We start from the raw sequence: 25,626 nt of genomic DNA on the forward strand, positions 1-25,626 counted from the left end.
TAGGTTGTGTATGGATGCACTGGTAATACTTACTAATTAGCTAGCCTAGCTCCGCCAGAGATAATGTCATAGCTGGAAATGGACAAATAGTTCTTCATCAGCTTTTTTTCCAGAAGCCCATGGTAAAATCCTTCCCTATCAAAATCTCCATCATTGTACAGCACTCCCATTACGGAGCCGCTATGGGCTACATTGATGCCATAGGCTCCTAGCCTTTGACTCAGTTCATGGATTTCCTCAAGGTCTTCTTTATGGAGAATGCTTTGATTTGCAAAAGCACTGATGGTAGCGGCTTTGCCTATCTCCTTTAAATCCCGTGCTTTTATTCCCTTTTCAAAAAGTGAGAGGGCTTCCCCTAATGAGGCTTCTGCTTTTTTTAAAAGAGACCTTCTATCTGTTTTTCTAAAGCTTATGGTATCAATAATTTCTTTTCCCTCCAGCAGCAGTACCTTGCATGCCGGCAGGCTGTGATACTGCTTTTTAAAGGTTCCCTTCAGGTGGTCAAAAAGGGTTAAATGAGAAAAAATTGTGCTATCAGTAGGCTCAATTGCTATACAAAGCTTTGCTATTTCTTCTTGGGTAATGGTTTTCTTCAAATACTTGGCACCAGCTACAGCAGTGGCAGCTAAATCTGCAGTACTGCTGGCCATTCCCTTCCCAATAGGGATAGGGGAATCTATCTTTAAGACGATGTCTTTGTAGTCTTCTTTATGATACCCATAATGCCTAAAGAGGCTTTCCAGCATTCTGTAGGCTTTTTCGTGGTTCTGTGAAATACTATTTTTGTCTACCTGAGTTTTCTCTATAATGGTTACGGTGCTAAACAAATTAATGCTATAGGAGATTAGCTTTTCTCCTCCTAACATATACCCCTGCAGCAGCTCACCGCAGGAGGCAGGACAAATTCCTTGAATCATAACATCAACCCCTCTATTGTCTATAGGTAGCTTAATAATTCTTCTTTATTTCTTGGAGGCTGCAATACTTTTGTCTTGTTATTGTCTAATAAATATTGATAAATTTCTAAAATCCATGGGATTTCTAGATGTGCTTTCTGTAGCAGCTCTTTTTGTTTAAAAACTTCTTGATGGTCTCCTTCTAATAAAACTGCTCCCTCTTTCATGATGTAAAAGTAATCTCCCCAGCCATAGGCTAGGTTTACATCATGGGTAGAAATGATTAGGGTTTTTCCTCCCTCATGTAATTCTTCAAGTATTTTCATTAAGGCTTCTATATGCTTGGGATCTAAGGATGTGGTTGGTTCATCAAAGAGAATCACCTCTGTATCCATGGCTAGGATATCTGCAATAGATACTCTCTTTTTTTCTCCTCCACTTAGATAATGTACTGGCTTCTGCTGAAGGTCTGTGACATTGGTGTCCTTCATAGCCTCTTCTACTCTTTCTCTAATCTCTTCATGGGAGAGGCCTAGATTTTTAGGACCAAAGGATATTTCTTCATAGACATTAGCAGAAAAAAGCTGTATCTCCGGATCTTGAAATACAAAGCCTACCTCTTTCCATAAATCCTTTTTTGGCTTCTTTTTATTGGAAACCAGCTGTCCTTTATAGTAGATATCTCCTTCAGTGGGCCTCAAAACACCATTCATTTGAAGAAAGGTTGTTGATTTTCCACAGCCGTTGGGTCCCAAAAACACAATTTTTTTGCCCTTAGGGATTTTTATATTTATCCCCTTTAGAGCCTTTGTTCCATCGGGATATTGGTAATGTACATTTTTAAACTCTATGATGATATTATCCATAATACTGTCCTTTCCATAGAAAAATCCCTATTAAAAATCCTTCCGCTATAGCAATCTTAATCCAATTTTTTTTGCATTTTTTATAGGGAGGTGCCACTGTTCTTATTTCTCCGGTATAGCCCCTAGATACGAGGGCGGTGTAGGTAAGCTCCCCATGATGCTGTGCCTTTAAAAACAATACTGAGATCAACTGTGACAATGCATAGTAGCTGTTTTTTATATTGGCATAGCCTCCTCTAATCCTTTGAGATGTATGGATATCAGCGGCTATTTTTATAAAAATAAAAATAAATCTATAAATAAAAAACATCATTTCTCTTATTAAGATAGGTACCCTTAGCTTTTCCAATACATAAATTATCTCTGTGATGGGTGTCGTCAGCACTAAAAAATACAGACAGGATATAGAGGCAAAGGATCTTGTAATCAAGAGAAATCCTTGTTGAAAAGCATTCTCTGCCAAAGTTAAACGAAGTCCACCTTCTACCTCTAGGCTAAAGATAATTGCTACCATGCCTAGTAGTACAAAAGCACAGGGCAATAGATAAAGCTTCATTAATAGCGTAAAAGGAACTCTTCCTTTGTAAAGCAATAGAAAGGTCATCATAAGAAACACAATAGAAGCGATAAGGGGGGCGTTGCTGATAAAGACCATCGTCATGGTGGCTATTGAAAAAAAGAACTTTTCTGAAGGATGCATTTCTCTTAAGTTGCTGTTGTAGGCTATTTGGTCTATGATAAACACGGCTTTACCCCCTCTATTTTGTGGTTCGTTATTGATTGTGCTGTCTTATCTATGGATATCCAAGCCTATGGATATGATAAATGCCTTAAGAAATTGGCATGTTTGAAGGTGGTTAGTTTGCGAAGTCTATCTGTATAAGCTTTTGACCTCTTACATAAAGGATAACTCCTCTAATTTCTGTTTATTGTAATTAAAGATCACTTTAAAGACCACTACCGTTAATACGCCTTCTACAATAGCTAAAGGTATCTGTGTGATGGCAAAAATACTCATAAACTTCATAAAGGAGCCTAAAAAGCCCGTAGCAGCATCCCCATAGGCAAAGGATAGCTGGATGGAGGTTGTGATATAGATGGACAAGCTTCCTATAGCTGTGGCTACAAACACACTTGCCCAAGTTGGAGCTTTCAAGTGTTTTAACAGCTTATAGACTCCATAGGTAACAAAGGGCCCCACAACCGCCATAGAAAAAGCATTGGCACCCAGGGTTGTAATACCTCCATGGCTCAGCAAAAGAGCATGAAAGGTTAGTACAATAAAATATATCAAAACCATCATGGTAGGTCCAAACATAATTGCCCCTAAAGCCACTGCTGCTGGATGGGATGAGCTGCCTGTAAAGGAAGGGAGGGTCAGTGTAGATAATACAAAGGTTGTGGCACCTATAACAGCTAACAAAATCTTGCAGTTAGGATGCTCCTCCAAGGTGGCTTTGAGTCTTTTTGTGCTAAAGTATAAGAAAGGCAGAAGTGCTATCCACCAGGCAATCACCCATTTTAGTGATAGAAAGCCCTCAGAAATGTGCATGGCAAAGACCGGTGTTGGCAAAATAGCAAGTACCCCCGCCAAGGTAAATGCTGAAAACAATTGCTTCTTTTTCATTGTCTTTCCCCCTCAATTAATTCTCCAATTATCTGCAGCGATCTTTTCAGCTTCTCTTCAACAAAAGAAAGCTTATCAGCTTCTATCGTAAAAATAACAACCGTTGCAGGTCCTGCAGATTTATTAATATCTATTTGATGGTTCTCCTTCTTTTTAAAGGAGCATTTATTGCTTTTGGCTAAATAATCAGCCTCATACAGGATCCCCTTTGATCCCACAGGGTAGATTTCCTTTACTTCTTTTAAGGAACTCAGCTTTTTTATATCCCCTATGCTGCAGATTTCTTCATCTGTCGGGTAGCTTATTTCATTCCCCAGCTTTGGGGCTCCTAATAGAGCTACAATATCACCCTGTTTTGAGGTGTTTGCTTTTAACTTCTCTTTTTCTACTGCTCCTATTACTGTAATGCCCATAGCCGTTTGACAGGTGGCAAAATTCTCCTCAGTACTGCCATTGAGAAAAACTGTATCAATGGAAGCTTCTTTTAATAAAGCTTCTATTCCCTTGATGATTCCTTTTCCAGTAGGTTCCATCTCCACTGACAGGGTGTCTATGACTGTTATTATCTCCGCTCCTACTGATAAAACCTCCATTAAGGCAACCCTAGCTGTATAATAGCCTACCACCTCAGGGGGTACCTTCACGATATCCCTTTCCTTATTTCCAACAGCTCCACAGGAATCACAGGCGATTACCAAAAGCTTATTGGGTGTTTCTTCAATAAGGGTAAGATCCCTAAATCTTTTAACCCTCATTTTTAATGCCCTTTGAAATGTTTTTATGAATCATAGTCGCTAAAGAAATATTTAAAAAGGAAGCTATGGTTAAAGGTATCCAAATCACTGTAAATAACGGCCATCCACTAAAGGGCAGCCCTAGCATGATGGAAGTAGGTACAACGATCAAAGCTGCTACGGGTCCATTTAATAATGTTGCCACCAACACAGCCATCCAACTGGATGCTTTATTATATAGCCATCCAAAAATATAGACAAATAAAAACATTTCAATAGCTACAATAAGATGCATTGGTAATGTCATGGGAAAGCCTGCAGTAGCCGCTGATAATAAATGTCCTAGAAGCCCCACAAGGCCGCCGGCTAATGGGCTGATGGCAATGGCTGCATAAAAACCTGCCATAGAGTCAAAGGCTATACTTCCTTGAATCTTAATCATAGCTCCAATCATACTTATGGCAATCAGCATGGCTATTTTGGTTATGGTTCTGACATTATAAATCTTTTTTACCTCCTGTTGAAACATAGAAATCCCCCTATTCCTTTTTTATAATTTTTGTTGAAGAACAATACTCTAATCAAACCTTGCCAGAGGCAGTGTCAACCCTTATAAGGTATGTTATCTTTTCCTCTGCCGAAATAATTTATAGCTTTGACACCTTTCAAGAAAGCCTTTTACAAAGGAAGGGTTGCTGTAAAAGTGTATGTGGGGAAAAGCGCCTAAGCAGTTGTATTTTTCTAAGCCGCAGTCCCAACTATCCTGGATCTCCCCTTTTCTTGTTTTTTTTACATGGTAGCTAGAGTTGTTGTTATTGCTTTTTATTATTCCTCGATGAAATTCATGGCCTTTTATTTTAAAAGGCCTCTCAAAGAAGCTACTGCTTTCTTTGATCTCTACCTCACAGTAACCAAATCGCTGCAGTCGGTTGGTCATTTCTGATGCAGCATCAAAAATCCCTGCCATTTCATGATACTCTCCATCAAAGGTCTTAATTCCCTTGGTTAAATACATAAATCCTCCGCATTCACCGTAAATGGGTACTCCCTCTAAGGCTTTTTGATAAATATCCCTTCGCATGCTTTTATTTTCTTCCAGCTCCTTAGCAAAAACCTCTGGAAAGCCTCCCCCTATGTAGATACCGTCTATTTCCTCCGGAAGTTCCTTATCCTTTAAAGGACTAAAGGATATGAGGTGGCAGCCCAATTCTTTTAGTAAATCTAAATTGTCCTGGTAGTAGAAATTAAAGGCATCATCATAGGCAAAAGCGATGGTGATTTTTCTTTCTAAAGGCTTACTTCCTTCTTCTAAATAGCTTTCTACAGCTATCTTTCCACTTAGTCTTACTAAGGCTTCTAGGTCTATGGTTTCTTCTATCATAGCCACCACCTCATCTACCTTTTCCTGCAGCGCTGGCACTTCTCCACAGGGAATCAAGCCTAAATGTCTGCTTTTCAATTGAATATTTTTGTTTTTCTTCAGATATCCAATACATTTTATCCCGGTATCTCTCTCGATAGCTTCCTTTAGAAGAAGATAATGCCTTTCACCGGAAAGATTATTGATAATAATTCCTTGTATATTTACCTTTGCGTCATAAAGCTTATAGCCTAGTACCATAGCAGCTCCGCTGGTGGAGGTACCGCTGCCATCTATCACTAGCACCACTGGCAAGTCAAGGATTTTCGCAACATGAGCAGAGCTTCCTTGGTCCTTTTCTGTGCCATAGCCGTCGTAGAGGCCCATCACCCCCTCCACCACCGCAAGATCTTCCTCAGTTATATTCTGGGTAAATATCCTTTTTATGGTTTTCTCCTTAAGCATATAGCTGTCTAGGTTCCTGGAAGGATTATCGGTAATAAAACGATGAAACTGAGGGTCTATGTAGTCCGGCCCAACCTTAAACGGTTTTACCCTATAGCCTCTTTTCTTCAGGGCCCCCATGATACCAGTAGAAATTGTAGTTTTTCCAACACCACTTTGGGTTCCTGCTAATAAAAAGCCTTTTGCTGTTTTCATACTACCCTAGCCTCTTTACTTCCTCTAATGCATGGTAGGCAGCCTCTAGGGTTTTTTCTATGTCTTCCTCTGTCATAGCGGCGTTAATAAAGGTTGCTTCAAATTGTGAAGGTGCTAAGTAAACCCCTCTCTTCAGCATTTCTTTGAAATAGACGGCATATTTTTCTGTGTCAGAGGTTACAGCTGCTTCAAAATCTTCCACTTTTTTATCTGTAAAGAACATACATAGCATCGCCCCTACTCTGTTGAAGGAAGCCTTTACTCCTAATGCTGCTGCATGCTTCTTTAATCCCTTCTCCAGCAACTCTGCTTTCTTCTCTAGCTCTTGGTAGATCTCAGGATTATCCCTCAAAATCTTTAGGGTTGTATAGCCTGCCATCATGGCCAAGGGATTGCCGGAAAGAGTTCCTGCTTGATAAACCGGGCCTATTGGTGACATTTGAGACATAATTTCCTTTTTGCCGCCAAAAGCTCCCACCGGTAATCCTCCACCGATAACCTTGCTGTAGCAGGTAAGATCCGGCGTGATGTTATAGAGGCTTTGGGCACCTTTAAAAGCTACTCGAAAGCCTGTCATTACCTCATCAAAGATTAAGACACTGCCATATTCCTCTGTGATGCTTCGCAATCTGTCGGCAAAAGCCTGCGTCATGGGAACAACCCCCATGTTTCCTGCCACCGGCTCTACAATAACGGCAGCGATCTCGTCGCCATAGGCTTTAAAAATCTCTTCTACATTTTCTATGTCATTAAATCTAGCATCAATGGTATTCCTAACAACATCCTCTGGTACCCCGGGGCTGTTGGGTACTCCATGGGTCAAAGCTCCTGATCCTGCTTTGATCAGTAGACTGTCAGAATGTCCATGATAGTTTCCATTAAACTTTACAATCTTACTTCTGCCGGTATAGCCTCTTGCTAAACGAAGGGCCGTCATGGTGGCTTCTGTACCGGAATTCACCATTCTAATCATCTCTATAGAAGGTATAGACTCTACAATCAGTTGTGCCATTCTGGTTTCGATTTCTGTAGGTGCACCAAAGCTGGTACCCAGTTCCACAACCTCCTTAAGGTTTTTTACCACCTCTGGATGACAATGTCCCAGGATAAGAGGTCCCCATGAGCCTACATAGTCAATGTACTTATTTCCGTCCTCATCATAAAGATAGGTTCCTTCTCCCTTTTTAAAGAAAAGAGGCTCCATTTTTACTGAAGAAAATGCTCTTACTGGACTGTTTACTCCTCCTGGCATAACAGTTTTTGCTTCTTCAAAAAGCTTTTTAGACCTTTCCATCATCATTACTGATTCCTCCTAATCCATCTAGCCATATCCTTGGCAAAGTAGGTTAAAATCATATCGGCACCTGCACGCTTTATGGCAGCCAATGCCTCCACCATGCTTTCCTCTTCTTTGATTAATCCTTCCCTTGCGGCAATCTTGATCATAGCGTACTCACCGCTTACCTGGTAAGCAGCTATCGGTGCAGAAAACCCATTCTTTACCTCTCGAATAACATCTAAATAAGCAAGGGCAGGCTTTACCATAATGATATCTGCTCCCTCCTCTAGGTCTGCTTCCACCTGTCTGATAGCCTCCAGTCGATTGGCGGGATCCATTTGATAGGTTTTTCTGTCTCCAAACTGTGGTGCGCAGTTGGCAGCACTTCTAAAGGGTCCATAGAAGGCTGAAGCATACTTTACACTATAGCTCATAATGGGAATATGCTTGAAATTGTTTTTATCTAGGATTTCTCTAATCCTTCCTACCCTCCCATCCATCATATCAGAGGGCGCCACCATATCAGCCCCTGCCATAGCATGGGATAAGGCTACTGCTGCCAGCTTATCAATGCTTTCGTCGTTGATAACAACCCCTCCCTTTACAACGCCGCAATGGCCATGACTGGTATATTGACAGAGACAAACATCCGTGATGACCAAGATACCAGGATAGTATTTTTTTACTTCCTTTACTGCCAGTTGAACAATACCATCCATTGCATAGGCTTCTGAAGCATCTTCATCCTTATTCTCTGGCAACCCAAAAAACACGATGGCCTTGATTCCCAGCTCTATCACTTCCTTTACAGCTTCCTTCAGCTGATCAACAGAATAATGGTATTGCTCTGGCATATTGGGTATTTCTCTTTTTATGTTTTTTCCAGGTACCACAAACATGGGATAGATTAAGTCAGAGATATGTACATTGGTTTCCCTCACTAAACCTCTAATTTCAGCACTGCTTCTCAACCTTCTAGATCTTTTAAAATCCTTCAAGATCCTTTTCCCCCTTTATACTTTTTACTAAACCATCAATGGTGTATTCCTCTGCCTCTATATCTACCTTTACTCCAAGCTCCATTGCTGTTTTCTTTGTAATAGGTCCAATCACGGCTATTTTACTGTTTTCTATCAACTGATGATTTTCTGGGGTTAGTATTTCCATAAAATTTCTTGCTGTGGAGGAGCTGGTAAAGGTAATATAATCTACAGAGTTCCTTAATATTTCTACTAAGTCCTGCCTCCTGCAGGTGGGTATAGTGGTTTTATAGATATCCATTACTTCTACCTCAGCCCCCATCTCCTTTAAACCATCAATTAAAGCCTGTCTGGCAATATCTGCTCGTGGTAATAGCACTCTGTCTCCTGATTGAATTATCTCCTTAACAGCCTCCAGCACGCCTTCTGCTGTAAAAACTTCAGGGATTATATCCACCAAAATCCCCTTATCCTCTAGGGCCTTCTTGGTAACAGAGCCAATGGCATGAATCCGCGCTGTGCCGATAGAGCGGATATCTGTTTTTATCACCTTTAGTCTTTCAAAAAATGCCTTTACACCGTTGACGCTTGTAAAAATAATATGCTGAAATTTCTTTAAGTTTCTAAGTTTTTCATCGATATCAGCAAAATCCTCCGGTGCTTGGATTTGTATGGTGGGAAATTCTATTACCTCTCCCCCTAGCTCCTTCAGCTTTCGAGATAAATCACTGGCCTGCTGTCTTGTTCTGGTAACTAGGATTCTTTTTCCCTGTAGCGGAAGCTTTTCTACCCAGTTTAATGATTGTCTTAGCTTCACTACTTCTCCAATAATAATAATGGAGGGTGGTTTTATTTTATTGGCATCCACTATATCTACAATGGTTCCCAGGGTCCCTGTAACAGTTTTTTGTCTAGCGGTTGTTCCTCTATGAATCAAAGCAGCTGGCGTGTTTTTATCCTTTCCATAGGCCATTAGCTTTTCTGTAATTTCCTTCAGGTGGCTTACCCCCATTAAAAATATCAGGGTTCCCTCCAGCTTTGCCAAGGCTTCATAGTTGACAGAGGCTTCTGCCTTGGTAGGGTCTTCATGTCCTGTAATAACATGAAAGGAGGTACTTATACCACGATGGGTTACAGGAATACCTCCATAAGCGGGAACTGCTATAGCTGATGTAATCCCTGGTACGATTTCAAAGGGAATATCGGCTTCGTATAAAGTCAAAGCCTCCTCGCCCCCCCTGCCAAATACAAAGGGGTCTCCCCCCTTCAATCTAGTAACAATCTTTCCTTCCTTGGCCTTTGTAACCAATAGTTGATTGATTTCCTCTTGTGTATAAGCATGATGGTCTGGTGCCTTGCCTACATCTATCACTTCTGCTTCTGGCCTTTTGTGCTTTAAAAGGCTTTCGTTGGCCAATCGGTCATAGAGAATAACCTCTGCCTTCTCTATGCACTTTAAGCCCTTCACCGTAATCAGATCTTCCTGCCCGGGTCCAGCCCCTACCAAATAAACATAGGGTTTCTTCACAGAATCCCTCCTTTCTTTTTGAACTGCCATGTGTATAGTCTGTATCTAAAATTTTCAAACACACGTGGCTAAGTTTCACCTATTCACATTACAAAAGCTCTTTTGCTCCTAGCTTAATCATTTCCTTAGCCAGCTTTGTTCCTACCTCAAGATAGTTCTCAAAGCTTCCCTTTTCTGTATGTCGCAGTATGGTTTCTCCATCGGCGGAGGCTACCATCCCGTTAATCCATAATTCCCCTTCTATCTTTTGCCCATAGGCTCCAATGGGCACATGACATCCTCCCTCTAAAAGCTTTAGAAAGGTTCGCTCTGCCATGACGCAGTTATAGGTTTCCTTGTGATTAATTTTCTTTAGCATTTCATAGACTTCTTTATCCTTTTTCCTCATCTCACAGCCCAGGGCCCCTTGGCCTACAGCTGGAGTAAAGGTAGTTGTATCTAAGTAATAGAAGTCCTCCTCTTGATATCCTAGTCTTTTTAGTCCTGCTGCCGCCAGAATTACAGCATCTAAACCCTCTGTGTGGAGCTTCTCCAATCTAGTGCCAACATTTCCTCTGATATCCCTCATCTGCAAGTCCTTCCTTAGACTTAAGAGCTGTATTTTTCTTCTTAAGCTGCTGGTGCCAACAGCAGATTTTTGGGGAAGCTCCTGTAGGCTGCATTTTTCCTTCATAATTAAAACATCTCTCGGATCTTCTCTTTCGGTAATGGCCCCTAAAACCAACCCCTCTGGAGACTCTGCTGGCATATCCTTCATGCTGTGTACCGCTAAATCAATTTCTTCCTCCAGCAGTGCTGTTTGGATTTCCTTGACAAAAAGACCTTTCCCGCCAATCTTGCTTAAGGTTTGGTCCAAAATCTTGTCTCCTTTAGTTTTAATTTTAATAATTTCATATTCATATTGAGGAAAGCTTTTCTGAAGCATTTCTATAATGATTTCCGCCTGTACCAGAGCTAGCTGACTAGCCCTAGAGCCTACCTTTATTTTTCTCATCTCATCACGCCTTTTTTATCATTTGGCTTGGTGCAATACCTACGATACATTTCCCACATGGCCTCTTTTAGTAATTTGGTTTCTATTTCTATTGGGGCTTTATAAAAAAACTCCTGTACCAGCTGATGAAAAAGCTTTTTTCGATCTTCTATGGAAGCAATCTCCTCTAAAGCCTTCTCTCTGATCTCTCCCAGAGTATCTAATATCTCTCCATAATCTTCTGTATAGGTGTCCTCTATTTGCTCCTTTATTCTTCGAGATAATGCAGGGCTTTTCCCCTCTGTAGAGATAGCAATAGTAAGGCTGCCTCGTTTTACAGCAGCCGGCAGAATAAAATCCGAACTATCTGGGGCATCCCCTATATTGATTAAGATTTGTTTCGCCTCTGCTTCTTCTTTACACTTCTTATTTATGCTTTTATCGTCAGTAACGGCATAAACCAAGCAGCTTCCCGTTAAGTCCCCGGTTTCATAGGGCTTTTTTTCGTATTGGAGCTTGCCTTTTTTTACTAGGCTCTTTAATCCTTCTGTTAGTTGGGGACTAATAACCTTAACAATAGCACCATGCTCCAATAAAGCCTTTACCTTTCTTTCAGCTACTAGGCCTCCCCCCACCACCGTGCAGGACTTTCCCTTGATATTAAGCATTATGGGATAGTATAGAGACATTTCCAGCCTCCTCACAAAATCAAATTTAATAATATTGTATAGGTATATACTTGCTAGCTTAGTTTTATAATCCTAAAAACTCATCTACAAAGGATGCCATTTCCTCTCCTTTGCCTTTTGCGCCGGCATCCTTTAACTGAAGAATAGGTTTTTTCCACATTTTTTTTACAAGACTTCTCACAAGAATCTCTATTGTTTCTTTATCTTTTTGAGGGATATGAGAAAGCTTTTTAAACATTTTGTCCAATTCCTCGTCCGTCAGCTGCTGACTATAGTTATTTATGGCTTCAATCTTGGGGTAAACAGGAAGGCATTGATACCAACCTTCATAATTTTTTATAGCAGCTTGAATATCCTTTTTGATTTCAATAATTAAGCTTTTTCTAGCATCTAGGTTTTCATCGGCAATATTCTTTAATTGATCTATATCAAATAGGCTTATGCCTGGAATTTCTCCAATAGCAGGGTCAATATCTCTTGGTAAGGCAATGTCTACAATGCATATTGGTTTCCTTCTATCATAATATCTGCCGAACTCCTCTTTATAATAAATGTAGTGAGGGGCTCCCGTGGCACTAATGATGATATCTATTTTGTCCAAAAGCTGATATTTTTTATCAAAATCAATATAGTGGATCTGTTTACGCTGATTCATTAAATGCACTAAGCTTTCTTTTCTTCTATTGCATATGTACACTGCTTGTATCCCTTTGTCTAAAAGATGCTCCACCGCTAGTCTGCTCATTTCCCCAAACCCTATAATTAAAACACGCTTATTCCTTAAATCCCCCAGTTGTTTTTCCACCTGCTTTACAGCAATATAGCTAATGGATAAAGGGTTTTCAGAAATACTGGTCTTGGTTTTAATTTCTTTAGCAGTTGTTACTGCCTCTAAAAATAATTTATTTAGTATCTTCCCACTGGCCTTTAACTCCAAAGCTTTTTGGTGGGCCTCCTTTACCTGTCCCAATATTTGATCTTCTCCTAACACCAAGGAGTCCAACCCACAGCAAACCTCATAAAGATAAGTAACCACTTCCTTCTTACATCTATATAGATAACGACCCTCTATCTCTTTCTCTTCTAAGTCAAAGAAGTTTATATAAAAGCTTTTGAGCCATGCCTCTCCTATGCCGGTATCCTTTATCACAGCTATGATCTCACTACGGTTGCAGGTAGATAGGATTACTGCTTCTTCGATAAAAGCATCTTCTTTTAATAGGTTATAGGCCTTTTGCAGCTTGCTTTTTGAAAATGCAACCTTTTCTCTAAGGGCTATGGTGGAATTTTTATGGGTAATACCAAATGCTGCTAATTTCATTTCTTCTCACCTTCTAAGTATAGGCTAAAGTGCTGAGACAAGAGCCTCTTTTCCTCTCTCTTCAACAATATCTGCAATTCTGCTATCAGCTCCTATGTGTTTTCCCATAACAAACCTTATCTGGGGATATTTCTTCTCTAGTTTTTCCAGTTCTTCTGGTATGTCCAATTTAATATGGTTTCCTTTAAAAAGAAACATAGGGACAATTACGATTTCCTCAACCCCTTTTTTTACTAAGTCCTCTATCCCTTCTTCAAAGCTGGGGGTTGAAATCTGCAAAGAACCATAGCCAATGAAGGGAAATTCCTCTATGTCCTTGGCTTTTAACATTTCTACAATGGCCTCCACTGTCTCGTCCGCTTCCTTGGCCTTACTACCATGAGCTAATACAAATAACGCTTTTTTCATCTTTCGTCCTCCTTGTAATAATAAAAAAATCTCCAATCGGATGAATGGAGATTTGTATGTGCTAACATATATCTGTTGACATATTGGTGTTTTCAGCACTACAAACATTCCTTCCCTCCGAAGGCTGTTGCTTTACTTTAGGCAGGTCTCCTGACTTGTGAATCCTCTTACTCTCGACACCTTCCCGAAATAGGTTCAGTGGCTGTTTGTCGATTTCATCCTCACTTACAGTAGCGGGGGCTGCAGCGGATTTTCACCGCTTTCCCATTTAAGTTTCCCATGAAACACCTAAAATATTATGAATTTTTTCTATTTTTTTCCTACAAAACCATTTTATTTAATTATAAACATCTTATCAAAGTTTTCCTCCTGTTTCAATAGAAACATTAACTTCCTTTTTTATTGAGGATTACGGGAATAATGGCCAGCAGCATTAATAAAATAAGTGCTAATAAGGTCCTTATAGAAAGAACATTGTCAATACTGTCTCCTAAGAAGGTATAGATAAAAATTTTTGGACTTATTCCCACTAAGCTTCCTATAAAATATTTCTCAAAGGGTATTCCTGTCACCCCAGCACCATAGCTTATAGGGTCAATAGGAAATGCTGGCGTCACCCGCATCACAAAAAAGGTCCTTATAATCTCTCTATCCTTAAGATTTTTTAGCTTTATTACATGCTTTTCTGCTGCCAGCTTCATAAAAAAATGTTGAAATCTATTGCCTAACCAATAGCATAGGGAAAAGGCTGTCATAGTTCCCACTATAGCTGCTAAGCTTCCAAACATCGTGCTATATAACATCCCTCCTGCAACAAAGATGAGAGCATTTGGAAAAAACAAAAATGGCCGAATAGCGGCAATGCCTACAAAAACTATGACTCCCCAAATGCCAAACCCTTCCACAATTTGTTGCAGCTTTTCCACATCCCATTGTATGTTTATGTTTCTATAGTAATAAAGATACCAAGCTATTGCTAAAAATAATAAAACACCTGCTGCTTTTGCTGCAAAAACCCTCTTTTTTGCCATTATTCTAATCCTTTCATGCTATAAATTTAATACCCAATATATTTTGCATAAATAGTTTTCGCCTCTTCAACAGTTTTTGCATTTTTTATAATGGCTCTTCCATCATCAAAAACCTTTATCTGATATCCGTCTGCTTTTATACTTAATAGGAAGGGGGTCAGCTTTACTTCTATTCCTGCATCTTTTAGCCTTTTATATATCGTCTCTATGTTGTTGATTTTTTCTTGGAAGTCTACCTGAATACTATTGTTTCCACAGATATGTACAGCCTCCGGGCGCTTATCCTGTAAATAAATAAAGGATTTTTCTATGCAGCAGGGACAGCTTTCTCTTTGAGTAAGCTCTATTTTTTCTATAACATTTTCCCATAAATCAATAAAAACTAATTTTTTCTCTATCGCCGCTGTATTATTGGTCAAATATTTTATTGCTTCATTCACCTGCATCATTGCAACTATTCCAGTGATGGTGTTAATGACTCCACTAGTATCACAGGTAGGGGTGCTTCCTGCAGGAGGAGGTACTTCCATCATGCACCTTAAACAAACTCCGTCTTCAGGAAGAAAAAACTTCACATTTCCCGCACTGCCTATAGCACCTCCATAAATCCATGGAATGTTTTTTGAAAAGGCCACATCATTGATAAGGTACCTGGTTTTGAAATTATCTGTGCAGTCTATGATGAGATCTATGTCCTCTACCATTTTTTCGACGGTGACACTATTGACGTCTTTAATCATGCTGTCTATCTCTATATCAGAATTGATTTTTCTTAGTTTTCTGGCAGCTGCTTCTGCCTTTGGTATATTATTTTTTATATCCTCTTCGTCAAATAGAGTTTGTCTATGAAGATTACTCAATTCTACAAAATCTCTATCTACAATTCTTAAATATCCAACCCCTGCTCTAGCTAAGCTATTGGCAGCTACCGTACCCAATGCACCGCATCCTACCAGCAGCACCTTAGCATTTTTTAGTAGTTTTTGTCCTTCTATTCCTATTCCTTCAAAATTTATTTGTTTTAAATATCTTTCTTCCATACCTATCATCCTCTACATTATTCTATTCTTATCTTTCTATCATTTTTCCTTAAATACCTGTTTTTCATGAAAGTTTTTTTGGGAAATAAATCTGCTAATGCATTTTGTTTAATAAAATGATAAAATAAAAGATAGACTATGATGAAATATAGCCTATTTTGTAACTTAAAGGGGGTTTTGTTTTGAAAAAGATAATGTATCTTATGATTCTATTGCTTTTGATAGCTATTGGAGCTTACTTATACTTACCATCTTATTTATCTGTAACTACGAATGAAGAAGCTGTAGAGATTACTATACCGCAAGGCGCTTCTGTAAACGCCGTCTCTGAGCTTTTATATGAAGAAGGTGTTATTAAAAGTAAATTATGGTTTAAATATAGATCTCAGGTAGAGGGTATTGATAGAAACATCAGACCTGGCACTTATGTTATCGCCCCTGATCTTACCTTAGAAGAAATTTTTGATTTGCTTCAAAAAGGAAACCAAGAGGTGCCTATTGTGGTAACTATTCCTGAAGGTTTTACCCTGTATCAAATAGCTAATAGAATGGAGGCTGCCGGCATTGGCACAGCTGAAGACTTCCTTGAAGCTACAAGACAGTATTTTCAAGATAAGGGCTATGACTTTGATACCTCCAAGCTTTTCTTTGAAATGGAAGGCTATTTATACCCTGACACTTATCACTTTAGTGATAAACAAAGTATGATGGAGATCGTCACCACCTTAGCTGCCACCATGGAAAGGGTTTTTACAGAGGAATACATGGCAAAGGCAGAGGAAATGGATTTGTCCCTTCATGAAGTTTTGACCATTGCCTCTCTGATTGAAAGAGAAGCTTATCATGATAATGAAAGAGCCACCATTGCAGGGGTTATCTATAATAGATTGACCCGAGGCATGCTGCTTCAAATTGATGCAACGGTGATTTATGGTATTGGTGAAGGCAAGGAGCATATCACGCGTGTTCTTTACTCTCATCTAGAGGATCCTTCTCCTTTTAATACCTATAAAGTAGAAGGTCTGCCCCCTGGTCCTATAGCTGCTCCATCAAGGGCTTCTGTAGAAGCTGCTTTATACCCAGAACAGCATAGTTATCTTTACTATGTATTGGGAGAAAATGGACATGTTTTTAGCAAAACCTATAGTGAGCATTTAACCAATGTAGCAAAATATCGTGAAATGATGAACCAAAATTAAGAAGGAGATCAAAAGCGATCTCCTTTTTTTATTGATTTTCTATTGCTACTACATCATATCCAGCATCTTCGATTATTTCTGTTAATTTTGCATCAGCTACATCTCCATTTAGCTCTACAATCGCATTTTTTTCTGCTAAATTTACCTGCACCTCTATTACTTCCTCTATTGCTTTTAATGCCTTTTCTACATGGGCTACACAATGACCGCAGCTCATTCCTTCAATGGTAATTTTCTTTTTCATCCTAGTACCTCCTATTTTTTAGTGAATAAGTTTCTTTATGGTTTTTAATATTTCTTCCACTACTTCATCTTCTCCATTTTTTAGTTGCTGTACAACACAATGCTTAAAATGACTTTCTAATAGAATCAACTCTATTGCGCTTAAAGCCGATCGAGAGGCTTCTATTTGGTTAATCACGTCATCACAATAGGTCCCTTTTTCTATCATTTTTTTTATACCTCTAATCTGTCCTTCTACTCTATTCAGTCTATCAATTAAGGATTTTTGTACTTTTGCTGATTGCTCTGTGGGATTTTTATCATTTCTTTCCATTGCATATGCCTCCCTTCTTCTTTTAATATACCATACCCCTCTAGCGTATGTAAAGTGTCTGTGGGCTTTTTAATTTTGTAAACTTTAACATCTTATTATTTGCTAATAAAAGCTTTTTTTATACTTTAAAAGGAACAGCTTTTGAAGTAGGCTGTTCCTTTCTCTTAGTTTTCTATCGATAGATTTGCTATCACTAATCCTTCCACCGCACCTGCATTGTCTTGGATAGGTACGGCAATTGTAACACAATAAGTGCTTGTATATACAGAAATATAGGGTTCTGATATGATTGCTTTTCCACTCATAGCTTCCTTAAAAAAAGGTCGGAAGGAAAAGTTTTGATTTTTTAATATTTTTAATTCTTTTGATATCAGCATCTTTGTATCCCCTGCTTGGTCAATAACACCTAATATATCAAAATCAATAAACTTTTTACAATATTCTCCTATGATGGAAGCTAATTCTTTCTCCTGAGCCTTCATCAGGTTTTGATGCGTGGCCAGTTTCTCCACTATTTTTTTCCCTTCTTCTAGTTTTTTTCTTACCTCTTCAGTAAGAGTGACTTTTTGAACAAAGCTTCCTACAATTTGTTGTACTTCCTCTGCCATTTGGCTTAACTGCTTTATTGATTCAAACATTACACTTAAGGAAGCCGATTGCTCTTCTGTTGAAGCTACTGCCTCTTGGGTAAAGGAAACGGCTTTTTCTGTAGCAGCTGCAATTTCTTCTATTGTTTTATTGGCTTCCTTTACTAAGCCTGCTTCATTTTGAGCCAGTAGATATATTTTATCAATTGCCTTTGATGTATTTTCAGTAGATTCAACAATGTTTCTAAACTGGTCCTTACTTTTATCTATCATTTCAATGTTTTGCTGCATGTCCTGAGTTTCTCTATCAATATCTTCTGTGATTGTTTTTATGTTTCCAGTAATACCATTGACTGTTTCTTCTATTTCCCTAGCAGACTGGGAGGATTGCTCTGCTAATTTTCTTACCTCTCCTGCTACTACCGCAAAGCCCTTTCCTGCCTCTCCAGCTCTGGCAGCTTCAATGGAAGCATTCAAAGCCAATAGATTGGTATTCTCACTAATATTGGAAACGACTGTTGTGATTTTTTGTATCTTCCCTGCATTTTCTTCTAATCCCTTCATATCCTCCACTAGATTCATAATCCAGTTAGAATTTTTGTTCAGTGTCTCTAGGGTTTTTTCGAAAATTTCCATGCTTTCCTTAACGGTATGGATCATGCTGCTAGACATTTTTTTTGTTTCTTCTGATTCATGTAGGATATTTAAAATGTCTTGATGTATCCTTTCTGTAAATTCTTTTGCATTGGTAAGGGCTTCATTTTGATAAGAGGCTTCATTGGCTATATCCATAATAGAGTTCGCTATCTCTTGAGAAGCATCATATATGTAGCCTGTATTTTCTTGCAGGTCCTGCGCAAAGGTAACAGTCTTTTCATTGGATACCGAAACCTTGCCTATAAGGTTTTTTACATTAGATAACAGGGTATTGATTGTATTTCCAAGTTCTTTTACATTATTGGTTCCTTGAATGTTTACTTTTGAAGTTAAATTACCCTCTGCAATCTCAGAAACAACATTTGTTAGCTTTTTAATTTCTTTTTTGTTGGTAGAAATCATTTCTTTTCCCCCTAGGCTTTATGTTATATTTACTAAACTATTCATACAATTTAAAAAACCTATAGTATCCGTTCCTCGATATCTCTATTGTATCAATAGACCAAAATATCTTCAACAAAAAGTAACAAATCTTCCATATATTCTATATTTTTCTTTCTTTTTTTCTTAATATATATTGCATTAAGCAAATTGCATGTTTTGTAGGGGCAGGTTTCCAAGCTCGGGTTGGCACAGAGACCAACCCCTACGATGTAAAATCTTTACTACAAATTATATAGGGAGTTTTTTATTGCCATGGAGGTTTTGTAGCTCGATGAAGGGCAATTTCGTCGATGACTGCATTGCCTCTATACTTTATAAGGAATACTACAATATCCGCAATTTCTTCAGGAGAGATTAGTCCCTCTGTATCTAATTCCGGCTTTACTGCCGTTAACATATCTGTAGCTACACCCCCAGGTGAAATGGCATGTACTCTTATACCCTCAGCATATACTTCCTGGGCCAATACCTTCGTCATCCCCATTAATGCATGCTTTGATGCTGTATAGGCTCCTTGATTAACATAGCCCTTACTCCCCACAACAGAGGCGATATTGATAATAACAGCTGTAGATGATTTTTTAAGGTAAGGTATTGCAGCAGTAGATAGTAGAAAAGGTGCTCTGGCATTAACTGCCATATGGGCTTCCCACTCTTCTATTGAAGTATCTACTAATTTTTTTGACATGGCCAACCCTGCGTTGTTAATCAGTATATCTAAAGCGCCTAAGTTTTCTGCCCCTGCTTTGATGATTTTTTCTGGAGCATCCGAATGGATTAAGTCTTCATTGATTAAATGAATTTTGATAGCGTATTGCTGTAAATCTTCTTTTACCTTCTTTAAATCCTTTAAGGATCTGCTAACCAGCATAAGGTTTACTCCCTCCTTTGCTAGGGCAGTAGCTATGGCTTTTCCAATCCCTCTGCTAGCTCCTGTAATGATTGCATTTTTTCCCTTTAAATCTATCATAACATGCCTCCTGACTTTTTTTTAAGCAAAACAATCCACCTATTATATTTTCAGTATAATGAAGTGGATTGCTTTTATATCAATAGGGGGGGATTTATCAATTTTAGTAGTGCTAAAAGATTAAACAAATTCTATATCTCTAATCCTAGAAGGATCCACATTCTCAAGTGCTCTTAATTCCTGTTGTGTGGGTTCCGGGGTATAGCTGATGCTATCATAAACAAGTGGAAATCCTGTGTTCTCCTGTACCTCTTCCAGTGTCGTATAAGGGTGAATAGATTCTAAAATCAGTCCCCTTTCATCTTTTTTAAAGATGCACAAAGGTGTTACTACCCTATGGACATTCCCTTGGGTGGTAACAAAGTCACAGCTCTCTACAAACACTTTTTTGTCATGCTTTGTACGCCACAGAATTGCTTTTTTTGTTGTAGGAATTAAACAAGCACTTCCAGCTCCTCCAGGCAGCCGAACCTTAGGTTTATGGTACTCTCCTATAACACTGGAGTTAACCCTTCCCAGCTTATCTATTTGTACACCGCTTAAAAAAGCCACGTCTAGTCCACCTCTTGCAGATAAATCAAAAATCTCTTCTAGTTTAAAAATTGCTCTTGTTCCCTTTAGCAATTCTGGCGCATCAGTAGATTTTGGCAGCTTATAGGGCTTTGCATCTACACCCCCAGCAATGTTTAAGTAAATGAGGTTTGGGGCATGGAGCTCCTTTGCCAACAAAATAGAGACCATTGGTACCGGAGATGCTACTCCATGAAAAACTGTTTCATCATTTTTCAACAGTCTGGCAATTGCTATAGTCATCATATCAGATGGTTCATATTTCATGAGATCACCTCTCTTTTTCCTAAAACCTTTTTCGGTCCTTAGATTTAAAGCTATCTAAATAGTCCCTTAGTTCTTCCTCTGTTTTCAATTGCTTAAATTTATCCAGTGAAGCTTTATCTAGATCATACATTCCTGCACAGGTCCCTGGTTTTCCTCCGCCTGGCACATGAACCACTGCTTTTACCAAAAATCCTGGAACATCTGTAAGCTCAGGAAGCTTTTCTAGCGTTTCACTATTTACAATTCTTTCAGCAGTGATAATCACATTTTTCGCAGCCCTCGACATCAAAACATCTTCGTATTTAGGGCCTATTATTTTTGCATTTCCTTCTATATCCGCCTGTTGAACATGAAGGATTGCCCAGTCAGGACGGATTCTTTCAACGGCTACAACTGTTTCACCAGTATAGGGGTCTTCCACAGTTTTAAAGCCTCTGGCACTTATTAAATCGCTGCCCACCATTCCTCTAACAGGCATAAAGGGTACACCATAAACAGAAGCCCTTAGTCCAGCAATGACAGTATAACAGGCATGTTCTTTTGCTTCTACTCTTCCACCTTCTACAGCTTTTCTGAAATGCTGAGCTAAACCATACTCTGTTTCATAGCTGATAAAACCGGCTGAAACCTCTTGAATTACATCAAATGCACATAGAAGATCTATATCATGGGCCCCAGCTGTTTTGACAGCCTTTATGTTTTTACGTCCCTGCCTTGCCATTTCTCGGACAAAGGCATGGGGACTTCTATGAAGAACATTACCGCCTAAAGCGATTGTGTCCTGGTCTTTTATTAATTGTACTGCATCCTCTATAGAAACTAGCTTTCCCTTCTGCAGGAACATTTTTTCACCCCCTGAATTTTTATCTCATTATTTGGCTGAGTTAGCTGCAACCTGGATAGCATCCCAAACAGTTGCAAAGGGTGGAGCATAGCATAGGTCTAGCATCCCTATATCTTCCAATACCATTTGGTTTTGTATGGCAGTTGCAAAGACATCTATGCGGATAGCTATACCTTTTTCTCCTGCCATTTGAGCTCCTAAAAGCTTTCTAGTGACAGGGTCATAAATTAATTTAACATAGATTGGTGTTGCTTCAGGGTAGTAGGATGCATGACTGCTGGCTTTTACGAAATGTGTTTTATAAGGAATATGATGATGCTGAGCTTCTTCCTCAGAAATCCCTGTTCTAGCGATGGTGATATCTAATACTTTGCAAACAGCCGTTCCTATGACGCCCGGAAACTTTTTGTGGCTTCCTAGAATATTTTCACCTAAAACTTTTCCTTGTTTATTGGCATTGGTTCCTAAGGGTATATAGCTATCCTTTTTAAGCACCTGATGGTATATGGTGGCACAGTCTCCAGCGGCATAGATATCCTCTAGATTTGTTTTAAGCTCTTGATCCACCACAATAGCATCATTAGGAAATAGCTTTACCCCTGTCCCCTTCATCAATTCTGTACTAGGCTTCACACCAACGCATACTACAACAGCATCAGCTTCATAAACAGCTCTATCCGTCTTGATACCTTCTACCCTATGGCTTCCTATCAGTGCCTCTACTGTTTCATTGTTATAGATGGCCACATTATGCTTTTCAGATTCCTTTAAGACCAGGTCACTGATTTCTTTGTCAAAGGTATTCATTACTCTAGGAGAACGATCTATTACTGTTACCTTTTTTCCTAGGTAAATCATTGACTCCACCAGCTCCATGCCTATATAACCAGCGCCTATAATAGCAACGTTTTTGACATCCCTTTGCATAACAGCCTCTTTTATATCAATAGCATCCTGAATGGTTTTTAATGTAAAGACATTTTTTAACTCTCTTCCAGGCCACGGAGGCATAATGGGAGCTGCCCCGGTGGCAATAATCAGTTTATCATAATGATCAATAAAAACCTGTCCTGACAAAATATTTCTAACCAATAAACTTTTGTCCTTAGGAAAAACCTTCACCACTTTATGCTTTAGTTTAACATCTATGTTTTGTTTATGAATAAAATCATCCGCCGTTCTAATGATCATCTTCTTATAGTCGTTGTTTAAGTTGGAAATAAAGTATGGTAATCCACAAGCTCCATAGGAAACTTGGTCTCCTGCTTCATATACGGTTATTTCCACCTTTGGATCTATTCTTCTTGCCTTAGAAGCTGCACTCATACCAGCAGCAACTCCACCTACCACAATGATTCGTTCGGTCACCTAGCACCCTCCTTCCTGAAGGTTTTTATACTTCTGCAATATCTATATAATCCTCACTATCTACAATGCCTATCACTGCCGCATCTACAGGGGCATCTAAGTTATCTACAGCAATTCTTGCAGCGCTGCCAGTCACCATTAGGACAATTTCTCCTATTCCAGCTCCTATATTATCAACTGCAACAAGGCTTTGCTGAGGACCATGTAGGTCTAAAGGCTTCACGATAGAAAATTTACTACCCCTTAGCTTATCATTTTTTCTAGTGGATACCACCGTTCCAATAACTTTTCCTAAAATCACTTTTCTGCCCCCTTTTTGAGGTTGCCTCGGGTTTCCTGAGGCTTTAAAAATTTCATAATTTCCTGGTGGGGTGCTGCTATACATTCTGCAGCAACTACCTTTCCAATAGCTCCACCTTTAGCTTTGCCGGCCTCGATAGCTGCTATTACGTCAGAAACACTACCTTCTACAATAATGGTGACTAACCTGCCGCCTAGTTTCTTTTCACTGGTAAGGTACTTTATATCTGCTGCCTTCAGCATGGAGTCCAATGCTTCTAATGCAGCAGTTAAACTTTGTATTTCAATGATGCCAATGGCCTGTGTCATAGCAGCAGTCCTCCTTATTCTTGACATTCTTCATGGATTATATTTTAGGCAGCATTTTTTCTAAGTCATTATGGGGTCTCGGAATAACATGTACAGCAACCAGTTCTCCTAATCTTTGCGCTGCCTCTGCCCCTGCTTCTGTAGCAGCCTTCACAGCTCCTACATCTCCTCTAACTAAAACGGATACCAATCCTGATCCTATTTTTTCTGTTCCAACAAGGGTTACATTAGCCGCCTTCAGCATAGCATCTCCTGCTTCTATTGCAGCTGTCAATCCTTTAGTTTCTATCATACCTAGTGCTTCACTCATCATCATTTCCTCCTTTAATCTCTATTTTACTTACCTCTACTAGTTTCATGGTGTCCTCATAGGACCTAGGAATCACATGGGTAATAATATCTTCTTCTTTATTTATTTTTAACGCCGCTGTTCTAGCTGCTTCTACAGCAGCCTCCACATCAGAAACTCCACCTACAAACTTCAGCTGCAGCAGCAAGGGTATGGGTACTTTGTCCCCTCCCTCTGGTTTATTGCAGTCAAAGGCTATAATGGTAATATCTCCTGCCTTTGCTGCAGCATCTCCTGCCAAGATGGCTGTAGTAAATCCTTGTACTTCTACCATTCCTACTGCATAGTTTTTCTCCATGATTTACCTCCTATCTTGACAATGCTACACAATTTTAAAGCCTTCTGCCAATACACATCTTCTTTTACGGGTAAAGCTTCTAGCGTTGGTAACTCCCTCTCCTGTAGGCCCTGCAATAGTAAAGCTGCAGAAGCCCTCACCACCTACGCCAATGCCTGCATAGGAGGGTGCATTTTTTACAAATATCGTTGTGCCAATTTCTTTTGCAAACCTTGTAAGGTTATCAATGTTTTTTGAGTGCATAATGGCGGAATGTCCATTGCCACCTTCTGCCTTTTTTGCCAGTTCAATAGCTTCTTCAATAGATTCTACCCTCACGATAGGTAGTACTGGCATCATCATTTCTGTCATAACAAAAGGATGATCTCCTTCTACTTCGCAGATGACACAACGGGTATCCTCCTTATAGGCTACACCTATTTCCTTTAGAATCAACTTAGCATCCTTCCCTACCCATTCTTTTGAAGCTCCATAGGTTTTTCTTGGCTTCTCACCACTGCAGCTGGCTGCTTTTAAATCTTCTTTTTCCGTTAATACGGTCTTCATCACAGCTTCCGTTTGCTGTCTATCCAGCATAACAGCGCCATTTTTCAGCATATGGTAAATAAGATCATCTGCTACTGCTTCTAGAACAAATACTTCTTTTTCTGCTATACACGGTATATTGTTATCAAAGGTGGCACCATCTAATACAGCCTTTGCAGCCTTAGGGATGTCAGCGGTATCATCTACAATCACAGGGGGATTTCCAGCTCCAGCCCCTATAGCTTTTTTGCCAGAGGATAACAGCTTTTTCACCAGCTGAGAACCACCAGTTCCACATAATAGCTTGACTTCAGGGTGATGAATTATGGCTTCCACCGTATCTAATGTAGGATTAAAGATGGTTGTAACAAGGTTTTCTGGGCCACCCTCTTCTATGATGGCTCTATTAATCATGTCAACAGCAAAAGTGCTGGTGTTTTTAGCACCGGGATGAGGGTTGAAGACAACTGCATTTCCTCCCGCCAACATAGCTATACTGTTACTGATAATGGTTTCTGAGGGGTTGGTTGAAGGTGTAATAGCTCCTATGACTCCAAAGGGAGCCATTTCCTCTATGGTTAGTCCATGATCCCCTGAGTAAGCATCCGTTTTCAGGATTTCTGTCCCAGGAGTAAGCTCCGCCACTACCTTATGCTTTATAATCTTATCCTTTAGATTTCCCATCCCTGTTTCTTCAAGGCCCATTTGGGACATTTTTTCTGCATTTTCTAAAGCTTTTTTTCTAATGGCCTGGATAAAACGTTGTCTATCCTCTATCCTATACTCCAGCATCAGTTGTTTCTGAGCTTCTGAGGTAGCTTTAATTGCCGCCTCTATTTCTTCAAAAACCCCTTTAAGATGATGGTCATTTATTTTTATAGGTGCTAAATTTTTGGGTATTTCAATGTTTTTATTGGTAATTGCACCTTCTATGTTTTTTACAACCTGGCTTACAATTTTTTCAAGATCCTTTTCTGTAATAGACATAGGC

At 39.3% G+C, this 25,626-nt stretch carries 29 protein-coding genes and 1 riboswitch; of the genes, 1 reads left to right on the forward strand and 28 read right to left on the reverse strand.

Going from position 1 to position 25,626, the window contains the following annotated elements; translation table 11 throughout:
- Nucleotides 1-32: 32 nt before the first annotated feature.
- The 16 genes from BMX10_RS08775 to BMX10_RS08850 all read right to left on the reverse strand — a co-directional run bounded on the left by BMX10_RS08775 (nucleotide 33) and on the right by BMX10_RS08850 (nucleotide 15,392).
- Complete coding sequence (locus BMX10_RS08775; protein WP_090442535.1) at nucleotides 33-917, reverse strand: GHMP family kinase ATP-binding protein; 885 nt, start codon at nucleotides 915-917, stop codon at nucleotides 33-35.
- A 20-nt stretch (nucleotides 918-937) separates the two neighbouring features.
- A complete protein-coding gene (locus tag BMX10_RS08780; RefSeq protein WP_090442538.1) occupies nucleotides 938-1,762 on the reverse strand; it encodes an energy-coupling factor ABC transporter ATP-binding protein in 825 nt (274 codons plus the stop codon).
- A complete protein-coding gene (gene cbiQ / locus BMX10_RS08785) occupies nucleotides 1,755-2,507 on the reverse strand; it encodes a cobalt ECF transporter T component CbiQ (protein WP_090442541.1) in 753 nt (250 codons plus the stop codon). Before cbiQ ends, BMX10_RS08780 begins: the two co-directional genes overlap by 8 nt.
- Nucleotides 2,508-2,657: 150 nt before the next feature.
- On the reverse strand, nucleotides 2,658-3,389 hold the full coding sequence (locus BMX10_RS08790; protein ID WP_090442544.1) for an energy-coupling factor ABC transporter permease: 732 nt from the start codon (nucleotides 3,387-3,389) through the stop codon (nucleotides 2,658-2,660).
- Nucleotides 3,386-4,144, reverse strand: coding sequence for an AIR synthase related protein (locus tag BMX10_RS08795; RefSeq protein ID WP_090442547.1), 759 nt, complete (start codon nucleotides 4,142-4,144; stop codon nucleotides 3,386-3,388). Before BMX10_RS08795 ends, BMX10_RS08790 begins: the two co-directional genes overlap by 4 nt.
- The gene (locus tag BMX10_RS08800; RefSeq protein WP_090442550.1) at nucleotides 4,134-4,652 is read right to left on the reverse strand and encodes an ECF transporter S component; all 519 of its coding nucleotides are present in this window, start codon (nucleotides 4,650-4,652) and stop codon (nucleotides 4,134-4,136) included. The genes BMX10_RS08795 and BMX10_RS08800 overlap by 11 nt, the downstream gene beginning before the upstream one ends.
- A 93-nt stretch (nucleotides 4,653-4,745) precedes the next feature.
- Nucleotides 4,746-6,143, reverse strand: coding sequence for a cobyrinic acid a,c-diamide synthase CobB (locus BMX10_RS08805; RefSeq protein WP_090442553.1), 1,398 nt, complete (start codon nucleotides 6,141-6,143; stop codon nucleotides 4,746-4,748).
- A gap of 1 nt (nucleotide 6,144) precedes the next feature.
- The gene (gene hemL, locus BMX10_RS08810) at nucleotides 6,145-7,443 is read right to left on the reverse strand and encodes a glutamate-1-semialdehyde 2,1-aminomutase (protein WP_090442556.1); all 1,299 of its coding nucleotides are present in this window, start codon (nucleotides 7,441-7,443) and stop codon (nucleotides 6,145-6,147) included.
- Nucleotides 7,443-8,420, reverse strand: a complete 978-nt coding sequence (gene hemB, locus BMX10_RS08815) for a porphobilinogen synthase (RefSeq protein WP_090442559.1) — start codon at nucleotides 8,418-8,420, stop codon at nucleotides 7,443-7,445. The genes hemL and hemB overlap by 1 nt, the downstream gene beginning before the upstream one ends.
- Entirely contained in the window at nucleotides 8,407-9,930 is a 1,524-nt protein-coding gene (cobA, locus tag BMX10_RS08820; RefSeq protein ID WP_090442563.1) for a uroporphyrinogen-III C-methyltransferase, read from the reverse strand. The genes hemB and cobA overlap by 14 nt, the downstream gene beginning before the upstream one ends.
- An 88-nt stretch (nucleotides 9,931-10,018) precedes the next feature.
- Nucleotides 10,019-10,924 (reverse strand): hydroxymethylbilane synthase, encoded by a 906-nt coding sequence (hemC, locus tag BMX10_RS08825; RefSeq protein ID WP_090442566.1) that lies wholly within the window; start codon nucleotides 10,922-10,924, stop codon nucleotides 10,019-10,021.
- Entirely contained in the window at nucleotides 10,921-11,592 is a 672-nt protein-coding gene (locus tag BMX10_RS08830; RefSeq protein WP_090442568.1) for a precorrin-2 dehydrogenase/sirohydrochlorin ferrochelatase family protein, read from the reverse strand. Before BMX10_RS08830 ends, hemC begins: the two co-directional genes overlap by 4 nt.
- Before the next feature lie 64 nt (nucleotides 11,593-11,656).
- Nucleotides 11,657-12,913: a glutamyl-tRNA reductase gene (gene hemA, locus BMX10_RS08835; protein ID WP_090442571.1), complete on the reverse strand. Its 1,257-nt coding sequence runs from the start codon at nucleotides 12,911-12,913 to the stop codon at nucleotides 11,657-11,659.
- A 24-nt stretch (nucleotides 12,914-12,937) separates the two neighbouring features.
- A complete protein-coding gene (locus BMX10_RS08840) occupies nucleotides 12,938-13,321 on the reverse strand; it encodes a sirohydrochlorin chelatase (protein WP_170834752.1) in 384 nt (127 codons plus the stop codon).
- Nucleotides 13,322-13,444: 123 nt separating this feature from the next.
- Nucleotides 13,445-13,628: riboswitch (cobalamin riboswitch) on the reverse strand.
- 79 nt (nucleotides 13,629-13,707) lie between these two features.
- Nucleotides 13,708-14,352: a TVP38/TMEM64 family protein gene (locus tag BMX10_RS08845; protein ID WP_090442578.1), complete on the reverse strand. Its 645-nt coding sequence runs from the start codon at nucleotides 14,350-14,352 to the stop codon at nucleotides 13,708-13,710.
- Nucleotides 14,353-14,378: 26 nt separating this feature from the next.
- Nucleotides 14,379-15,392 carry a ThiF family adenylyltransferase gene (locus BMX10_RS08850; protein WP_170834753.1) on the reverse strand — a complete coding sequence of 338 codons (1,014 nt, stop codon included), beginning with the start codon at nucleotides 15,390-15,392 and terminating at the stop codon, nucleotides 14,379-14,381.
- 182 nt (nucleotides 15,393-15,574) lie between these two features.
- Here BMX10_RS08850 and mltG point away from each other — a divergent pair, with 182 nt between their 5' ends.
- Nucleotides 15,575-16,591 carry an endolytic transglycosylase MltG gene (gene mltG / locus BMX10_RS08855; protein ID WP_090442582.1) on the forward strand — a complete coding sequence of 339 codons (1,017 nt, stop codon included), beginning with the start codon at nucleotides 15,575-15,577 and terminating at the stop codon, nucleotides 16,589-16,591.
- A 28-nt stretch (nucleotides 16,592-16,619) separates the two neighbouring features.
- Here the strand turns inward: mltG and BMX10_RS08860 are convergent, their stop codons facing one another.
- The 12 genes from BMX10_RS08860 to BMX10_RS08915 form a co-directional block, all read right to left on the reverse strand.
- Complete coding sequence (locus BMX10_RS08860; RefSeq protein ID WP_090442585.1) at nucleotides 16,620-16,835, reverse strand: heavy-metal-associated domain-containing protein; 216 nt, start codon at nucleotides 16,833-16,835, stop codon at nucleotides 16,620-16,622.
- 18 nt (nucleotides 16,836-16,853) lie between these two features.
- Nucleotides 16,854-17,147 (reverse strand): metal-sensitive transcriptional regulator, encoded by a 294-nt coding sequence (locus BMX10_RS08865; protein ID WP_090442588.1) that lies wholly within the window; start codon nucleotides 17,145-17,147, stop codon nucleotides 16,854-16,856.
- A gap of 164 nt (nucleotides 17,148-17,311) precedes the next feature.
- Nucleotides 17,312-18,793, reverse strand: a complete 1,482-nt coding sequence (locus tag BMX10_RS08870) for a methyl-accepting chemotaxis protein (protein WP_090442590.1) — start codon at nucleotides 18,791-18,793, stop codon at nucleotides 17,312-17,314.
- Nucleotides 18,794-19,079: 286 nt separating this feature from the next.
- Nucleotides 19,080-19,805, reverse strand: a complete 726-nt coding sequence (locus tag BMX10_RS08875) for an SDR family NAD(P)-dependent oxidoreductase (RefSeq protein ID WP_090442593.1) — start codon at nucleotides 19,803-19,805, stop codon at nucleotides 19,080-19,082.
- A gap of 120 nt (nucleotides 19,806-19,925) precedes the next feature.
- The gene (locus tag BMX10_RS08880) at nucleotides 19,926-20,642 is read right to left on the reverse strand and encodes a CoA-transferase subunit beta (protein ID WP_090442596.1); all 717 of its coding nucleotides are present in this window, start codon (nucleotides 20,640-20,642) and stop codon (nucleotides 19,926-19,928) included.
- A gap of 19 nt (nucleotides 20,643-20,661) precedes the next feature.
- Nucleotides 20,662-21,486: a CoA transferase subunit A gene (locus BMX10_RS08885; RefSeq protein WP_090442599.1), complete on the reverse strand. Its 825-nt coding sequence runs from the start codon at nucleotides 21,484-21,486 to the stop codon at nucleotides 20,662-20,664.
- 27 nt (nucleotides 21,487-21,513) lie between these two features.
- The gene (locus BMX10_RS08890) at nucleotides 21,514-22,854 is read right to left on the reverse strand and encodes a CoA-disulfide reductase (RefSeq protein WP_244272680.1); all 1,341 of its coding nucleotides are present in this window, start codon (nucleotides 22,852-22,854) and stop codon (nucleotides 21,514-21,516) included.
- Nucleotides 22,855-22,879: 25 nt separating this feature from the next.
- Complete coding sequence (locus tag BMX10_RS08895; RefSeq protein ID WP_090442602.1) at nucleotides 22,880-23,155, reverse strand: EutN/CcmL family microcompartment protein; 276 nt, start codon at nucleotides 23,153-23,155, stop codon at nucleotides 22,880-22,882.
- Nucleotides 23,152-23,463 carry a BMC domain-containing protein gene (locus BMX10_RS08900; protein ID WP_090442605.1) on the reverse strand — a complete coding sequence of 104 codons (312 nt, stop codon included), beginning with the start codon at nucleotides 23,461-23,463 and terminating at the stop codon, nucleotides 23,152-23,154. Before BMX10_RS08900 ends, BMX10_RS08895 begins: the two co-directional genes overlap by 4 nt.
- Before the next feature lie 37 nt (nucleotides 23,464-23,500).
- Complete coding sequence (locus BMX10_RS08905) at nucleotides 23,501-23,776, reverse strand: BMC domain-containing protein (protein ID WP_090442608.1); 276 nt, start codon at nucleotides 23,774-23,776, stop codon at nucleotides 23,501-23,503.
- Complete coding sequence (locus BMX10_RS08910; RefSeq protein ID WP_090442611.1) at nucleotides 23,766-24,110, reverse strand: BMC domain-containing protein; 345 nt, start codon at nucleotides 24,108-24,110, stop codon at nucleotides 23,766-23,768. The genes BMX10_RS08905 and BMX10_RS08910 overlap by 11 nt, the downstream gene beginning before the upstream one ends.
- A 24-nt stretch (nucleotides 24,111-24,134) precedes the next feature.
- Complete coding sequence (locus BMX10_RS08915; protein WP_090442614.1) at nucleotides 24,135-25,622, reverse strand: aldehyde dehydrogenase family protein; 1,488 nt, start codon at nucleotides 25,620-25,622, stop codon at nucleotides 24,135-24,137.
- Nucleotides 25,623-25,626: the final 4 nt, after the last annotated feature.

It is taken from the genome of Natronincola peptidivorans (genome assembly GCF_900111615.1).
Classification (GTDB): domain Bacteria; phylum Bacillota; class Clostridia; order Peptostreptococcales; family Natronincolaceae; genus Natronincola_A; species Natronincola_A peptidivorans.

Coding starts and splice junctions, on each gene's coding strand:
- BMX10_RS08910 (WP_090442611.1), bottom strand. CDS start 24,110: ATGGAGAAAAACTATGCAGTAGGAATGGTAGAAGTACAAGGATTTACT.
- BMX10_RS08800 (WP_090442550.1), bottom strand. CDS start 4,652: ATGTTTCAACAGGAGGTAAAAAAGATTTATAATGTCAGAACCATAACC.
- BMX10_RS08860 (WP_090442585.1), bottom strand. CDS start 16,835: ATGAAAAAGAAAATTACCATTGAAGGAATGAGCTGCGGTCATTGTGTA.
- BMX10_RS08865 (WP_090442588.1), bottom strand. CDS start 17,147: ATGGAAAGAAATGATAAAAATCCCACAGAGCAATCAGCAAAAGTACAA.
- BMX10_RS08915 (WP_090442614.1), bottom strand. CDS start 25,622: ATGTCTATTACAGAAAAGGATCTTGAAAAAATTGTAAGCCAGGTTGTA.
- BMX10_RS08850 (WP_170834753.1), bottom strand. CDS start 15,392: ATGGAAGAAAGATATTTAAAACAAATAAATTTTGAAGGAATAGGAATA.
- hemA (WP_090442571.1), bottom strand. CDS start 12,913: ATGAAATTAGCAGCATTTGGTATTACCCATAAAAATTCCACCATAGCC.
- BMX10_RS08780 (WP_090442538.1), bottom strand. CDS start 1,762: ATGGATAATATCATCATAGAGTTTAAAAATGTACATTACCAATATCCC.
- BMX10_RS08885 (WP_090442599.1), bottom strand. CDS start 21,486: ATGTTCCTGCAGAAGGGAAAGCTAGTTTCTATAGAGGATGCAGTACAA.
- BMX10_RS08790 (WP_090442544.1), bottom strand. CDS start 3,389: ATGAAAAAGAAGCAATTGTTTTCAGCATTTACCTTGGCGGGGGTACTT.
- BMX10_RS08870 (WP_090442590.1), bottom strand. CDS start 18,793: ATGATTTCTACCAACAAAAAAGAAATTAAAAAGCTAACAAATGTTGTT.
- BMX10_RS08795 (WP_090442547.1), bottom strand. CDS start 4,144: ATGAGGGTTAAAAGATTTAGGGATCTTACCCTTATTGAAGAAACACCC.
- BMX10_RS08805 (WP_090442553.1), bottom strand. CDS start 6,143: ATGAAAACAGCAAAAGGCTTTTTATTAGCAGGAACCCAAAGTGGTGTT.
- BMX10_RS08905 (WP_090442608.1), bottom strand. CDS start 23,776: ATGATGAGTGAAGCACTAGGTATGATAGAAACTAAAGGATTGACAGCT.
- BMX10_RS08880 (WP_090442596.1), bottom strand. CDS start 20,642: ATGAAATATGAACCATCTGATATGATGACTATAGCAATTGCCAGACTG.
- BMX10_RS08830 (WP_090442568.1), bottom strand. CDS start 11,592: ATGTCTCTATACTATCCCATAATGCTTAATATCAAGGGAAAGTCCTGC.
- BMX10_RS08845 (WP_090442578.1), bottom strand. CDS start 14,352: ATGGCAAAAAAGAGGGTTTTTGCAGCAAAAGCAGCAGGTGTTTTATTA.
- BMX10_RS08875 (WP_090442593.1), bottom strand. CDS start 19,805: ATGATAGATTTAAAGGGAAAAAATGCAATCATTACAGGAGCTAGCAGA.
- hemC (WP_090442566.1), bottom strand. CDS start 10,924: ATGAGAAAAATAAAGGTAGGCTCTAGGGCTAGTCAGCTAGCTCTGGTA.
- BMX10_RS08775 (WP_090442535.1), bottom strand. CDS start 917: ATGATTCAAGGAATTTGTCCTGCCTCCTGCGGTGAGCTGCTGCAGGGG.
- BMX10_RS08900 (WP_090442605.1), bottom strand. CDS start 23,463: ATGACACAGGCCATTGGCATCATTGAAATACAAAGTTTAACTGCTGCA.
- hemL (WP_090442556.1), bottom strand. CDS start 7,443: ATGATGATGGAAAGGTCTAAAAAGCTTTTTGAAGAAGCAAAAACTGTT.
- BMX10_RS08840 (WP_170834752.1), bottom strand. CDS start 13,321: ATGAAAAAAGCGTTATTTGTATTAGCTCATGGTAGTAAGGCCAAGGAA.